Consider the following 15745-nt stretch of genomic DNA (forward strand, 5'->3'; position numbering starts at 1 on the left):
ATGCCAAAAAGTGTGAAGGAACACACAAAGATAGATTATACAAAATGGGAACAAGGCCATGACGCCCAATGGTATGACGATGATCCAATTTTACAGCGATATGCGAAGCGATATTTATCCAACACAATGTTGGACTATGTGGAGTCCGATTTTCATAAGACGGGGAAACTGGCTGCCGGAGCGATGGATGAAAGAGCTGAACATACTGACAGAGACGGAGCACCAAAACTGATTCGCTACAACCGTAAAGGCGAAGAAATTAATGAAGTTTGGTATAACGAAGGCTACTTACAGACGGTCAAAGACGGGTATGGCACCGGTGTCGTTTCATATCGGTATGATGAGTATGCACCAGAACAAGTCCCGTTCATGGTTAACGCGATTCTGCTCTATATGCTTTGTGAAGCGGAAACAGGATTCACATGTCCGATCGGTCTCTCACAATCTGCTGCTTTTGTTCTTGAGAAATTCGGTACCCAGCAGCAAAAAGACGATTATTTGTCTCTATTAGCTGCAACAGATCCGGATATCCACGAACAAGGCGGCACCTTCCTTACAGAAATTCAAGGCGGCTCTGACGTGGGAGCTACGGAAACCACAGCCGTCAAACACGGAGACCATTATCTATTAAGCGGTGAAAAATGGTTCGCAAGCAATTGTGATGCCGAAGTGGCCATTACTTTAGCACGTATAAATGATCAACCATCAACACGCGGACTGGGTCTTTTTCTTATGCCGAGAACACTCCCTGATGGGACAAAAAACAACGTGACGATCCGCCGATTAAAAGATAAATTGGGTGTCAGAGCGGTTGCCAGCGGCGAGTTGGTATTGAACGAAGCCGTTGGTTACCTGATCGGTGAAGAAGGAAAAGGTTTTAAATATATGGCAGAAGCGTTAAATGTATCCCGTTTGGGGACTTCCCTGGCAGGACTCGGGGTTGCAAGAAGAGCCTTTCTAGAGGCTGCTATTTACACAAGTCATCGAAATGCCTTTGGACAGTCAGTGAATCAATTCCCGATGGTCCAGGAAACGCTTGTTCATATGATCACAGAAATTGAGGCCGGTTGGGCGGTTGCTTCACAAACGATTCGCATGTTCGACCATGTTCACACTTACAATCATCACACTAACAATGACTACTCTTTAATGCGAATTTTATTATCACTTGCCAAATACCGCTGCAGTGAACTCGGAGTTTCCGCGGCCAAAGAAGCCCTCGAACTTCATGGCGGCAACGGATATATCGAGGAATACGTCACGCCGAGACTCCTTAGAGATGCGGTTGTCAATCCTGTCTGGGAAGGAACAGCCAATATTCAATGCCTTGAAGTTCTGAAGACGCTGCAGAAAAGCGGTGCCGCTTCGTTTTCTGAAGACCTTCACAAGACGCTTGATAGCATCGATCATCCTTCTCTGTCAACAACAAAAAATCAATTAACAGAAGAAGTGAACCGTACAGAGCAGTTGATCGAACATGTTCTCAAACAAGATGAACACCAACAACAAGCGGCCGCAAAAAAATTAGCCAATAATATGTACGATGCCTTTGCCGGCGTGCATTTACTTGAAGAAGCCCAGTATGACATCGAAACAACCAATGATAACCGTAGAGCTCTGGCGGCAGAACACTGGGTCCATCAACAATTCAGGCAGACTAACGATCAAGATATACTCACCAATGGTCATGTCAGCCCTGAAATGTTTGAAACCCTTGTTTGTTTTGGATGATGTTTCGACATTTTGAGAACACCCCTCTTTTATAGATACTCCTAAAGCGGCTGTTATTAATCGTAATAGTCGCTTTATACTCATGCATCCCTATCAAACATCTTTATAGATAAACTTCCTATATGTTTTAAAACCTTGCTTTCGATAGAATTCCTTTGCGATACGATTGTCCACCCAATAATCTAACTCGATTTTGTCTATGTGATCGTCCTTCGCCATAGCTTCAATGAATTGCATGAGCTGCGACCCATACCCTTTTTTCCGGTAGACGTCCTTAATACTGATTTGGTGAACATACACTGATTGATAGGATTTCTTAAATGCATTTTCTGGATAATCCTTGATTTCAATCCAAGCGTAGCCTAGATATTGATGATGATCCTCTAAAAGAAGAAACGTATGGTGAGGTTTGTTGACCGCATTTCTAAAAAGAGCTTCTGCGGCTTCATAGTTATATGCCTTAAAATGCTCCGGATAAAGCTCAACATGCAAATTGTGGACATATTGATTTAATTCGGCAATGGTACTATAATCTTTAGTCTTTGTTATTTTCATGTGAGTTCTCCTCTATGAATTTTTTCTTAACCCTTCACGTATTCCTACAAATGATTTTTATAAAATTGATGCAGGAATTCGTCGATCAATGTCGTATTTTTATTATGTAGGTTGATCTTTTGATGCCAAGCGTTCCCCTTAATGAAATATTTTATCTTTCCAGCTAACCTCATGCTTTTCCATCTTATCAAACACTCAATCACCCGTATTCAATCAGCTATAAAATCCAGTAACTAAAAGTTGACTCGAAAATCTATTATTTGATTCATGCCATTTAAACAACGGGTTGAGATCATTTAATGATATAAGAAAGGCTTATTATGATATGTTATCATACTGATAAAAGGAGCTTTGACAATGGATGATGAACTCAAAGTTATTTTACAAGGTTTAAAAGAAGGTCAAGAAAACATGGACGCTAAGCTCGAAGGCTTAAGCTCACAGTTTGATGCGTTCAAGCAAGACATGTACGAATTTAAAGGTGAAATGTATGAATTTAAAACGGAGATGTATGCATTTAAAGATGACATGTACGAATTTAAGAGTGAGATGTATGCATTTAAAGATGACATGAATGGATTCAAGGATGAGATGCAAGACTTTAAGGAAGAAGTCTATGAATTTAGACATGAGACAAACGAAGGGCTCACTCAATTGAACCAAAAAGCCGATGAAGCCCAAGACGGCACTGAAGCCTTAAATCAGCGCGTTTGGAACCTTGAGAAACAGTTGATCGGTGGAAAGAACCATCGGAACGGTTGATCTATAAAGACATACGCCCCTCCCTACTCTATCACCCTAATAACGATCCAATTTATAAAAATATTTAATGATAATATTTAATAAAAAAAGAGTGACTCATGGAACTCTCTAGCATTCCAGGAATCACTCAATAATGATTTTAACCTAATGCACGTCCTTAATCCTTATTCATCAACAGTTATTGCACGATTTCTTTGGCTGACGTTCTTAAATCCTTTTCTATGTTTCCATCTTTTATAACCACACGAATATTATCACTGTTTTCAAGGGAACGGATATCCGCTATCGGGTTTGTTTTAGTAATAATAAGGTCCGCTTGTTTACCAGTCTCAATCGTTCCTAATTCATTGTCCCAACCGAGACATTCCGAAGCAACTTTCGTGGTTGCGGTAATAGTTTCCATCGGTGACATCCCGATATCACACATTAGACCGAGTTCACGAAGATTTGTTCCATGCGCCATAACCCCTGCATCTGTCCCCATGGCGATTTTTACGCCTGACTTATAGGCCTTCGCAATACTTTCACGATGGATATCGGCCACCTCTTTCGCTTTTTCAACCGCGTGTTGTGGCATATCATCACTATCTTGACTCGCTTCTAACACCGCAATCGGGGCGAGCAACGTTGGAACAAGATAGGTCCCATTTTCAAGCATTAATTCAATCGCTTCATCATCAAGGAAAATGCCATGTTCGATGGAATGAATACCGGCACGGACGGCGTTCTTAACGCCTTCAGCACCTTGGGCATGGGCCATAACTTTCGCACCACGCCGAAATGAGGCTTCTTTGACCATGATTTCCAATTCCTCTTGCGAAAATTGAGTATATTCAGGATGATCTGTAGGGCTCATGACACCTCCCGTCGCATGCACTTTGACAATATCTGCCCCGGCTCGCAACATTTCTCGTACTTTTTGGCGAACTTGTTCCGGGCCATCACAAATGCCGCTTGGCATCCCTGGATAGCTAGCCGATGTTACATCAATACCAGAACGCATCCATGAATCACCATGCCCACCTGTAATCGTCAACGGATTGATACTTATTTGCATACGCGGTCCCGTTACCAGCCCATTCTCGACCGCTTCCTTTACACCCACATCCGTGAAGCCTGCATCACGAATCGAAGTAATGCCTGCATCAACAGTCCTTCTTAAGTATTCAACTGACTGAAAAAATTTATATGAAAAGGGTGTCTTCAATGTTTCTCGCATATCGGTTATTTCCATCATCATATGAACGTGTGTATCGAATAAACCAGGAAGAATAAAACCGCCACCAGCATCCACGATTTGAACATTTTCATTGGGTACCTTAATATCATTTACTTGACCAACCGCTTCGATCCGATTGTCTTTCAATAACACTCCTGCCTCAAGTACCGGCTGTCCTCCTTTACCATCTATCAATATTCCATTTTTAACAAGCGTGTACATCATATGATATCCCCCTTATAATGTTTGAACGAGTAGACTTGCAATGACAACAGATCCGACTGTCACAGATGTGAATCCACCTATCAGCATAGGGGATAGAACTTCATTAAAAATCGCATCTTCTTCCTTTTGATTTCTACCCACGCCGCGGCTAACCTCTTGCGAAATAAGATAGTCGCCTGGAAAACCATACAGTGCTGTTAAAGCAACGGGTATACCTTTGCAAGGATCCCATTTAAACAATTTTGATCCAATGTAACCACCTACGACAAGCCCTGCCGTACCAATAATAATGATTAAAATGACTTCAGGGAGAATTGCAATCACATCATTGAATGAAATCGTCGCCAGGGACCCAACAACGATAAAAATGAGTCCCACCATGGCAATGCTGAATCCATTGGCCTGCTCCAATGCTTTTTGCGGATAAAAACCAACATAAGTTCCGATAATGCCAATAGCTAGGCCAAACAGGCTATAACTAATACCAGTGAGGGTTTCCAGCCATACAGCAAGGGAACCACCTATAAATATCATGAACAGCAATATAAAGCTACTATTCTGATATTTTTCAGGCACTAAGGTTTTCTTCTTGCGTCCCTTGTTTACCGGGTTTTCTTCAGGACCCTCACCTGAAACGTCTTTTGCAACAACAGAAGCAGCCGTAAAGTGACCAGCATCCATAGATTGACGAATTCTAAAGCCGTGCCGACGAAGTAAAATTGAAGTAAGCGGCATACCCGCTATGCCTTGCAATGCTAAGACGATCAATGGAATAGCAGCCAGACTTGCGAGACCAACATTTTTAAGCGCTTCAGATGTCACAAGATATGCGATCAACCCTCCGGTTAACGGACCTGATCCTGCAACTGCGGTCTCATAACCAAAAAGCGGCGTAGCAATAAGGAAAATCAATATAACTGAAAACGATATGCCTATAAGAGAGATGAGCACAGCTTTATATTGGCTTTTCATCACCCTTATAGGAATGAGTGTCCCCATATGCACTAGGAGAGCCGGTTGTAAAACGGCACCAACAACAGAAAATGTAGAAGCTTCAATAATATTCTCTGGTAAAATCCCTGTCTTAAGCAATGCAAACATACCCACTAGAACGATCAGCAAGGTAGGAACTTTGGCTCTCGTTTTGATTGAAACAATCTCACCTACTGTTATTATAGCTAAAACAATCATCGTGGCTACGACAGGATCCATATGATCAACCTCTCTTTGTGTTATAAAAAAATCTAGAAATGATGACGCCTTATCTATTAATCTAATAATTTAAACGGGGCATTGACTAAAATTTTGAGGCCATCTTCCAAGGCATCTTCATCAATAGTGAAACGTGGATGATGGTGAGGATGGACCATTCCCTTATCCTCGTTTCCGGCTCCAACGCCGATAAAACATCCTGGTGTTTGTTGGGAAAACGCTGAAAAATCTTCACTTCCCATTTGCGGCGGTGCTTGTAAGACGTAATCACTTCCAAGCACTTCAGTCACCATGTCTTCAACTTCTTGTGTCACTTCCGAATCATTCATCACAGAGCTATAGCCCCATTGATAGTCTATTTCATAAGAAGCGCCATGCGCTTCAGTCACACCTTTTACAATACTTTCAATTTTTGCCCGCGTCTGTTCGCGAACATCTTGACTAAAACTTCGTACCGTTCCGCCCAAATTAACGGTTTCCGGAATCACATTATATGCCGTCCCCCCGTGAAACTTGGTCACTGATACAACAAGTTTCTCAGCAGGATCCAAACTTCGTGAAACAATGTGTTGCAAATTGTTTAAAACTTGAGAGCCGATAGCGATGGGATCAATTCCCGCTTCAGGCTGAGAGGCATGTCCACCTTGGCCTTTAATTTGAATATCAAATGTATCACAGTTAGCTGTCATCGGACCGTAAGTGATGCCAATTTGACCGACTGGGACTGGCGAAAACAAGTGAAGACCGATCACCTTATCAATCCCGTCCATGACACCCACCTCAACCATCTCTTGAGCTCCTCCAGGTTGTAATTCTTCAGCATGTTGGAAGATGAAAAGCACCTCTCCTTGAATGTGTTCCTGTAACTCAGTCAGTACTTTTGCAGCGCCGAGCAGCATCGCCGTATGACCATCATGTCCGCATGCATGCATAACACCAGGATGCTTTGAAGCAAAATCAAACTCATTTTCTTCTTCAATCGGAAGGGCATCCATATCAGCCCTCATAGCGAGAGACTTACCAGGAAGAGCCCCAACCAGTCGTGCTGTCACACTCGTTTTTGTCGGCCGAGACACTTCTAAGCTTCCAAATGATTGCAGCGTTTCATAGACAAATTGCGAGGTCTCCTCCTCTTGAAAGGATAATTCAGGATACTGATGCAGGAAACGTCTCCACTCGACAACCTGGTCTTTTACCTTCTGAACCAATGATTCACCTATTTTTGTTTCAAGCATACTTCCTTAGCCTCCCTTAATAGATATATTTTCGGTTGAATTTAAGTTATGTCCTTAAGTATATTGTTGCGTCAATTATTTGTCAATATAAAATTTTCTAATAATTATTGTCAAAAATACTTACATTTAACTAGACACATAAAAAAACAGGATGATTGATAATCACCCTGTTACAACTGAATTCGATATATTTTTCTTGGCCGCCCCCGGGGATTCGGGCTCTCTTCACCCGTTCCTTGTGCAAACTGATGCTTTTCAAGCTCAACTAAAATTCTTCGCGCACTTCTCGGCATAATTTGCATTTGCTGGGAGAGTTCGTGAGCAGTAATTTCATTTTTGCCGATTTTCTTTAGAATGGAATCAACCTTGCCTATGGTTGCGACACTTAATGAGGTTTGCTGACTAATGGTTTGAAATTTCTTCGTGTCATACGAATAGGTGATCGTTTCTGGTTTTCCTAATGGTCCGTTTATCGTTTTGTCTTCAAAATGGACCATCCATGCCCCTTTGCCTTTCTCTTTAGCATGGAGTAACGCCTTACCTGCATGAATCTCTGCTTCATAAGCGGATTGACCCAGTCCAATTCCACAAGTCACGACATCCTTATCAATCTGTTGAATTTCTTCCATGTTTGGAACAGCTGTGAAATCTTGTGTAATATCGGATAGTAACCCCCGTGTTGTAAAGATGACATACCGGCCGGGACCTACTGTTTTAAGCGATCCTTGAATTTTTTTAGCATAGACTAACAACTCTTGTGTATGTTTCATTTCAAAATGATTAAGCTCATCAGAAGAATACATGTCCTTAGATAAACTCATGAAAGTATCAATCTCTAACATCTGAACCGCGATTTGTGCATTTTTAAAACGCAGCATTTCATGCGTACGGAGGGCCATATTAAGAACGGAACTGATGGCTGATTCTGAAGGCCTTACGCGAAATACCGGCACACCAAGACGTTTAAGTTCATTTCGCACCATCCATATGCAGGTGACAGCCGCTTTCGTCTTTCCTTCAGTCCACAGTCGGTAATGATGCTCAACAATCTCATCAATCGATCCAGCGTATGGTTTAAGGTGTGCTGGATTAACATTAACATCTAATTCGCTGAAAATTTGACTGAATTGATAAGGCTCAAAAGCGTCAAAACTGATTTCATCACTATTGATGTGATCGTGATATTGCGCCTGATACAACGTTTTATAAAGGCTTGATTCGGTATAAGGCACATAGAACATTGGCTGAGTGACCTTTCCCCATCTTTCAGCTATTTGATAGACATAATAACCGGAAAAAACCCACATATCGATATCATGTTGATGCGCTTTTAGTATATCTATCACTTCTTCTCCTAGAGCGTGTAGAAATGGAAAAGTCGTGAATTCAGGGTACTCATTGGCAATAGATTGGATCAGTTCCAAATTGTCTTCCACCCCGATGATCCCTAATCGAATATTCATACTGTGACCTACTTTCTTTAACCTTAATGTTAAAAATTCCAGTTATATGAATAGTATCGCTTATCCATATAAAGACAGTCAAGAAAGTCCTGGTCACTCTGGGTATCTTTATTAAGCTTCTTGTTAGGAAAATGATTTGAAAGATGATTGTCATAAGAAAAGCCGTAAAAAAGCTCCTGATCTTGGAATTCATCCTAAATCAGAAGCCTCTTTAATCGTCCTTAAGAGTGATAACACCCTTTCAGTTAATGCGATCCTTAAACTTCATAGAAACTTTATGACATTCATTCCGGATAAAAAAGGACTTTGCCAAAGGATCCATCTCGATTTATTATTCTATCAAATGTTTTTGGTCCTTCATGCAAATGAAGTCTGTGTGAAATCATGGGCTTCACATTAATTTGTCCAGTACTCATATAGTGAATAGAAGCTCCCCATTCTTTTCCCGGAAACGGTGAGGAAATGGCATTCCATGAGCCCAACACTTTTAATTCATTACGAACGATTTTTTCAAAATAATATCGTTGAATATGAATATCAGCATAAGGAATACCCATGAATACGACTTCCCCACCTTTTTTCGGCAAAGACAACACCTGTGCGGATGTGGCTGGTGCCCCCGCAGATTCTACAGCTAAATCAACCCCGCAACCACTTGTATATTCATTAATCTGTTCATGAGCTGGTTGTTCTAATGAGTTAATTAAAACATCGGCTCCAACTTTATTGGCGACTTCAAGTTTGGAATCATCGATATCAATCGCATAAACTTTCTTCGCACCGAAAATTTTGGCCCATTGTACGGCAAGTAACCCGATATTTCCACATCCCATAACAGCCACTTGAGCACCCGGCTGGATGCTTGTGCGATAAAAACCGTGAGCAACGACGGAAGATGGCTCAATCAGTGCAGCGGTATCGTAATCAACATTGTCTGGAAGGGGGATAATGTTATTGGCGGGTAGTTTTACATACTCCGCATAGGCACCGGGATGACGCGCACCAATAACAGTGAGTTTCTCACAGCGTGATAATTCTCCTTTTTGACAGCTTTCACATTGACCACAATAAAATGTTGGACAGGCTGCAACACGAGCCCCTTCTTTAATATTTTCGTCAACATCTGGTCCAACATCTATGACCTCTCCAGCGAATTCATGACCAAATGTCATCCCTTCAACATAGGGTCCCAATTTTTTATATCTGGATATATCTGAACCACAAATACCAACTGCTTTTACTTTAATTATGACATCATCTGACTTGTCAATAACCGGTTTAGGTGATTCTTCAAAACGGATATCTTGTTTGTCATAAAGACTTAGAGATTTCATTCTATTAACCGTCCTTTTCTAAGGGTTAATCGTCTCTTATTAGCTCGAAGATTCATTTTGTGTTTTTCTTTTACTGAAAACAATTTTAAATAATGCGCCGCCTACTACTAATGAATTAAAAATCATTTGATATTCTAAGTAAAAATCGCTGATGACCCTGAAGCGTCCTAACATAAAATCCAACAGTGCATCGACCATTTTTAACTCCCTTTCTTGCGATTTGGACGATTAAGTCGTAACTCAACCGTCCATGAATCTTACAATCTTGTGCTTAGAATCTCTTAACGTCTTTTTTAATGGCTCTTGAGGAGGCTCAAGCCATGCCCGCGGAAAGCGTCCGCCTAGAGTGGAAATCAACAGGCCAAGCACACTTACACATGTTTGGATTATCTGCTTTAGTTTTGAATGATGAAATCGATTCGCATCTAAAAGCAGCAATTTTTTATAAAACAGCCTTTTTAATCAACAGGCGTTAATAATACTTTGATGGCTTCACCGCTTTTAATGGCATGATAGGCTTCGTCCCATTGTGTAATATCGAACTCATGCGTGACCAGCGCTTTTGCATTGACACTTCCATTATTCATCAATTCGAGGGATGGCTCCCAGTCGGCAGGCTTTTGACTCCTGCTTCCGACAACTCGGATCTCTTTCTGAATGATTTTTTTTAGATCGAATGAGACATCCGGTTGAGGGAAAATGCCTAACTGACCATATTGTCCTTTCTTACGCAATACATCAAGCCCTTGTTTTGCTGCGGGAACTGCGCCTGAACATTCGAATACAACATCTGCACCGTAACCGTCTGTCAGACTATTAACAAGTTGTTTAATATCTTGTTCCTGTGTATTCACTGCATAGTCAATGCCCACTTCTTCTGCTTTATCTAAACGGACTTTATCGTTGGTTAAACCAGTGATTAGCACGCAGGCACCGCGACTTTTAGCAACCATTGCTGTAAAGAGACCAATTGGACCGGGGCCAATCACGACAACAACATCCCCTTTGTTAATCTCCGTTTTTGCAACAATATGATGCGTACAGGCAAGCGGTTCTGTCATTGCTGCTGAGCGATCATCAACATGATCTGGAAGGTGATGGAGACTGTCCTTACGGGCAATTAAATACTTTGCAAATCCACCATCCTGCTGTGTCCCCAATCCTTTACGATGATGACATAGATTGTAGTCACCGGATTGACAATAGTTACACTCTCCACAAATATAGAAAGTGGTCTCTGACGTCACACGGTCTCCTATTTCAAACTCACTAACACCTGCACCAACCTCAACGACCTTACCAGAGAATTCATGACCTAATGTAACAGGTGCGCCAACTTTGTAATTCCCTTCATAGGTATGAATGTCCGATCCACAGATCCCTGCATATTTCACTTCAATTTTCACTTGATCTTTTCCGGGCTTAGGTTCTTCTTTATCTTGAATGTCTAGATTCCCAAATCCGAGTTCCGTTTTGACTAGTGCCTTCATTTGAACGCCTCCTGGACAACCTAATTAAACAAACTAAATAATCTATAGATGAGCCAATTCACTAAGTTACCACCTTGATCAATACTGGAGACTTGTGCTGATCCTTCCGGCATATCGAATTCAGCATTTTCAGCCATTTGTGTGAAGACAGAGGCAACATCTGTTGCAATATACAGCGAAAGAGCGATCATAACGGTTCCTACAATGACAGAATGAATGATATTACCTCTCGCAGCCCCTACGATAAATGCCACAACAAACGGAATCGTAGCCAAGTCGCCGAATGGCAATAAAGCATTTCCAGGTAAAATGACAGCTAATACAACGGTAATTGGAACAAGGATAAGTGCTGTCGAAATAACAGCTGGATGGCCTAGCAATACTGCTGCATCGAGGCCGATATAGATATCTCTGTCACCAAAGTGTTTGTTTAACCATTCACGTGCTGATTCTGATATTGGCATTAATCCTTCCATCAGAATTTTAACCATTCGTGGCATCAAAACCATAACGGCAGCCATTGCCATACCAATATCAATGATTTCGCCAACACTGTATCCTGCTAGGAAACCAATTAAGGCACCTAAAAATAATCCGATGAAAATTGATTCACCAAAGATACCAAATCGCTTTTGGATCGTATCAGGATCTGCATCCCAATTTTTTATTCCAGGAATTCGTTGAAGTAATTTGACTAAAAAGATGCCTGGTGAATAAGAAATCGTACTTCCAGTTGCTATGGAGACACCCGGTAACTCATAGAAATCGCTAACCATGGGTGCTGTCCAATCAGCCACTTTAAGCGCGACAATCTGAAATACAACTGCTGCAATGAGACCTTGAATGATACTCCCTGAAATTGTATATATCATGGCAGCCATAAATGTATAATGCCAAAAATTCCAAATATCTACATTCATCGTCTTAGTCATTTTCGTCATGAGCATGATAACGTTTACAATCAATCCCAGTGGAATGATAAATGCTGCAACAGATGTAGTGGCCCAAGCAATAGAAGATGTCGCAGGCCACCCAACATCGATGACATCTAATTCTACTCCTAATCTGTCAACCATCCCTTGTGCTGCTGGTCCCAGGTTATTAACAAGTAAATCTACAACTAAGAAAATACCAACAAAAGCAACACCAATTGTTATACCCGACCGGAATGCTTTGCCAGGTTTCTGACCAAATAATAATCCCAACAAAAATATTGCAATTGGTAGGATGACTGTTGCCCCCAAGTCTAAAAAGCCTTGTATGAAATCAACAAATGATTGCATTGACTCTTCCTCCCCATTTAAAACTAAGGCTAGTAGGCCTAAAAGCTTATTTCAGTAGTTCCTCAAGTATTTGTTTTTTCGTATTTTCAGTCCCGATACCTGTTAAGAATGATTGGGCATTAATAACCGGAAAAGGATAGTCCTTCTTAGTTTTGGCTGTCGTTACTAATAAATCCGCAGTGTCCACATAGCTTCCTACTTCAGCAATCTTAATTTGGACTAAATCTAATTTAAGATCATGTTCTTTAGCCATTTCTTCAATGGCACCATTAACAACTGTCGATGTTGCAATACCCGCTCCACATGCGACTAATACTTGTTTCTTTTTCATTTGTAAGCATCTCCTTTAAGTGCAAAAAAGTCTAATTTTTGTTCTAACAGATGTTTGATATTTGTCTTATCTTTTTCACTGACTAAATACTTCAAGGTGTCTTCATTATGGAAAACTTGCATTAATTCTTGTAATAAGGATAACTGTGAATGAGGTTCATCCATCGCTAGCATAAATACCAATTTCACAGGTGCCGTCCCACTGTCATCACCCATGACACCAAAATCAACAGTATTTTTTAGAACACCCATACTGATTGCCTTTCTGTTGACGTGTTCTACATCGGTATGTGGTATCGCTATAGAAACCCCTGCTGTTGGAAGTCCTGTTGGAAATTCTTCTTCTCTTGAGATAATGGCATGAATAAAACTGTCTTTCACAAGATCTTTATCCACTAGGTTACGACCCATTTTGGTTAAAACGTCTTCTTTTGTGGTACATTCTATATCTAGCAGAATGACAGACTCATCAAAATATAATCCACTCATTTTCTACACCTCTTTAACTATGTTCTTAATCGCAGTTTGTTCAATTTGTGGAATATAATTGAATCATTTCATAGATTTCCTCAACGGATTCAGCGTTAATGACACGCTTTCGATCTCTATCCGATCCAGCGAGTTTCATCAGTTGCATGAGTGCATGGATATGCTGCTTCTTATCTACGGCAGCAATCACTATGATCAAGTTAATCCTATAATCCGTTGTAAACTGAACACCCTCTTCCAACTTTAATAAGCTCATCCCAACTTGATTAACACCGTCTTCAGGGGCTGCATGCGGGATAGCCATATGTGGACCGATGACAATATATGAATCTTCCTCCGTATGATGGATCATGGCTTCCACGTACTCCGGATGAATGGTTCCGCTCTGAATTAAGGGCTCAGCGGTCACCCGGATGGCTTCTTCCCAGGATTTCACGGAATTTCTTAAGGTCATAAACGGCGGATGAATCAAATCATTTAAATTCATGTCCTTGCTTACAGCTTTTTGCTTTACGGATGATTCATCATCCCGATAAACATATGCTTGTAGTTCTTCAGTTAAGGCTCCTTCATTTTCGATCATGGCATGGTTCCTTATAATATCCATTAAATGGTCTATCTTAATATCATTTAGAATATATCCATGTAATTCCAACATGACCTGTTTTCGCAATCGATATTTCTCTTCACGTCCAAGAAATGCTTTAGAAATAAATAACTTTTTCTCCGTTTCCAAAAAATTCGGTGAGAAAACAATATCGTAATCTAAACTGTAATCTAAGAATTCACGTACAGATAACGAATCCAAAAATATAAATTCAGGAAACAATTCGCTGAGTTCATTAAACATGAGTTTTGAAACCGACACGCCTTGTGGACATACAACAATAGCTTTCACCTTTTTCTCGATGCTATCGCCTTGTCTTGTCATCCATCCGCCAATCAACATCGTGATATAAGTCGTTTCGTTTTCAGGGATATCACTTCCGATTAAATCCGCCACCGGACCTGTAGATCTTTTAACAAGATGATGTAATTCCATGAATTCGTTACTTAAGGAATTCTGAATATCAATGGTTTCTGTAAGCTGATACTTAATACGGTAATAAGCAGGCTTGATATGCTGCAGGAGTTTGTCTAGTAACTGTTCGCGATCCTGCAAATAGATACAAGCACTTTTTTCAAAAAGGCGTAACATATGATCGATAGCTGAATGTAAATTCGGGATCGTATCTTCTGTTAAGAATTCTGATGAATGCACATTCGTCGTCAGAAGGTGTAATGTTATAAATAAACGTTCAGCAACTGGAATGTCTCTAAAGTCGTATAGGATTTCCTCTGTTGCCTGATACTCTTTCGTGTTCGATAATTCCTCATATTGGATGGAAAAATGATTGATTTCATGACCTTCCGCTATTCTTCTTAAGATTAAAATAAGAATATAAGGCATTGTTTCCAATTTTTCATCAGTGAACGTTAAATTTAATTTATTCTCAACATTTTTAATACGTTTCTCGAATTCATCAATTTCTCCAATTCGGATATTGGCTATTTCTTCAACTCTGATTTTCCCACTGTGCATTTGTAGTAAATAATAGGCTACATTAATAAGCAATTTTCTAATCTGAAACTCGTTACCTTCTAGGAGATAACCAGATTTTCTTGAATACCGGATGATTAAATCATAATCTTGTAAATGGGTTTGTACTTGTTTTAAGTCACTGAGAATGGTATTTTTGCTAACATCTAATTCTGCAGTAAAATGATTAAGTGAGAGCTCTTCTTGACTACTTAAGAGTTTCAATATAATAAGATAAACTCGTTGATGCTCTGAAATAACAGTTGTGTCTACAGGTAGACTTTCTTCTTTCCCATTCAGTTTCGTAAAGACTGATTGATCAATGATAAAGTGACCTTTTCTCGTTCTCTCCATGACTGGAAGGTTATGTGTCATCAGCCATTCATTGATTTTATTGAAACTGTAACCAAGCTGTCTCCGAGTGAGGTTATATTTCTTCTCCAAAGCCATGCTAGTTATACTTGGATTACTCATGAGCTCATCCAAAACTCTCTTACTTCGATCATTAAGTGACAACCATGAACCCCCTTTCAATTCTTATTGTATTACCTAACACCTATGTTTTGAATACGTTTTCATCCCAAATGAATGAACAGTTAATGTACATTATAGTGATTGACATCAAAAAACAAAGATGATGAACAAATTATATAGGTAATAGGAGCTGTTTTGCCATACGAATAAGTTAAATAAAAAATTTCCATAAAAAAAAGACACCTTTTTAAAGATGTCTTTTCCTACTTAAAACCATTTGTCCAAAAATCTAAGATACTTGAATCGCTTTCAAAATCAACGATGTTAACGTGCTGAATTGACAAACTTTAATACAATAGACCTT

Annotated in this window: 13 protein-coding genes; 2 read left to right on the forward strand and 11 right to left on the reverse strand. The window is 40.2% G+C overall.

Annotated elements, in window-relative coordinates; translation table 11 throughout:
• On the forward strand, positions 1-1731 hold the full coding sequence (locus B9Y89_RS16905) for an acyl-CoA dehydrogenase family protein (RefSeq protein ID WP_085524358.1): 1731 nt from the start codon (positions 1-3) through the stop codon (positions 1729-1731).
• A gap of 93 nt (positions 1732-1824) precedes the next feature.
• Here B9Y89_RS16905 and B9Y89_RS16910 read toward each other — a convergent pair whose 3' ends face one another.
• On the reverse strand, positions 1825-2286 hold the full coding sequence (locus B9Y89_RS16910; protein ID WP_085524359.1) for a GNAT family N-acetyltransferase: 462 nt from the start codon (positions 2284-2286) through the stop codon (positions 1825-1827).
• A 357-nt stretch (positions 2287-2643) separates the two neighbouring features.
• Between B9Y89_RS16910 and B9Y89_RS16915 the strand changes: the two genes are divergently transcribed.
• Positions 2644-3048, forward strand: coding sequence for a hypothetical protein (locus B9Y89_RS16915; protein ID WP_085524360.1), 405 nt, complete (start codon positions 2644-2646; stop codon positions 3046-3048).
• Positions 3049-3226: 178 nt separating this feature from the next.
• Here the strand turns inward: B9Y89_RS16915 and B9Y89_RS16920 are convergent, their stop codons facing one another.
• The 10 genes from B9Y89_RS16920 to B9Y89_RS16965 all read right to left on the reverse strand — a co-directional run bounded on the left by B9Y89_RS16920 (position 3227) and on the right by B9Y89_RS16965 (position 15423).
• Positions 3227-4492 carry a metal-dependent hydrolase family protein gene (locus B9Y89_RS16920; protein WP_085524361.1) on the reverse strand — a complete coding sequence of 422 codons (1266 nt, stop codon included), beginning with the start codon at positions 4490-4492 and terminating at the stop codon, positions 3227-3229.
• A gap of 12 nt (positions 4493-4504) precedes the next feature.
• Positions 4505-5704 (reverse strand): hypothetical protein, encoded by a 1200-nt coding sequence (locus tag B9Y89_RS16925; protein WP_085524362.1) that lies wholly within the window; start codon positions 5702-5704, stop codon positions 4505-4507.
• A gap of 56 nt (positions 5705-5760) precedes the next feature.
• Positions 5761-6939: an amidohydrolase gene (locus B9Y89_RS16930; RefSeq protein WP_085524363.1), complete on the reverse strand. Its 1179-nt coding sequence runs from the start codon at positions 6937-6939 to the stop codon at positions 5761-5763.
• A 170-nt stretch (positions 6940-7109) separates the two neighbouring features.
• Positions 7110-8402 carry a helix-turn-helix domain-containing protein gene (locus B9Y89_RS16935; protein WP_085524364.1) on the reverse strand — a complete coding sequence of 431 codons (1293 nt, stop codon included), beginning with the start codon at positions 8400-8402 and terminating at the stop codon, positions 7110-7112.
• A 284-nt stretch (positions 8403-8686) separates the two neighbouring features.
• On the reverse strand, positions 8687-9736 hold the full coding sequence (locus tag B9Y89_RS16940; RefSeq protein WP_085524365.1) for a galactitol-1-phosphate 5-dehydrogenase: 1050 nt from the start codon (positions 9734-9736) through the stop codon (positions 8687-8689).
• 458 nt (positions 9737-10194) lie between these two features.
• A complete protein-coding gene (locus B9Y89_RS16945; protein ID WP_085524366.1) occupies positions 10195-11226 on the reverse strand; it encodes a zinc-binding dehydrogenase in 1032 nt (343 codons plus the stop codon).
• A gap of 20 nt (positions 11227-11246) precedes the next feature.
• Complete coding sequence (locus B9Y89_RS16950; protein ID WP_085524367.1) at positions 11247-12509, reverse strand: galactitol-specific PTS transporter subunit IIC; 1263 nt, start codon at positions 12507-12509, stop codon at positions 11247-11249.
• 46 nt (positions 12510-12555) lie between these two features.
• A complete protein-coding gene (locus B9Y89_RS16955; RefSeq protein ID WP_085524368.1) occupies positions 12556-12840 on the reverse strand; it encodes a PTS sugar transporter subunit IIB in 285 nt (94 codons plus the stop codon).
• Positions 12837-13328 (reverse strand): PTS sugar transporter subunit IIA, encoded by a 492-nt coding sequence (locus B9Y89_RS16960; protein ID WP_085524369.1) that lies wholly within the window; start codon positions 13326-13328, stop codon positions 12837-12839. The genes B9Y89_RS16955 and B9Y89_RS16960 overlap by 4 nt, the downstream gene beginning before the upstream one ends.
• A 40-nt stretch (positions 13329-13368) precedes the next feature.
• Positions 13369-15423, reverse strand: coding sequence for a BglG family transcription antiterminator (locus B9Y89_RS16965; RefSeq protein ID WP_085524370.1), 2055 nt, complete (start codon positions 15421-15423; stop codon positions 13369-13371).
• Positions 15424-15745: the final 322 nt, after the last annotated feature.

The organism is Tuberibacillus sp. Marseille-P3662 (genome assembly GCF_900178005.1).
Taxonomy (GTDB): Bacteria; Bacillota; Bacilli; order Bacillales; family Sporolactobacillaceae; genus Marseille-P3662.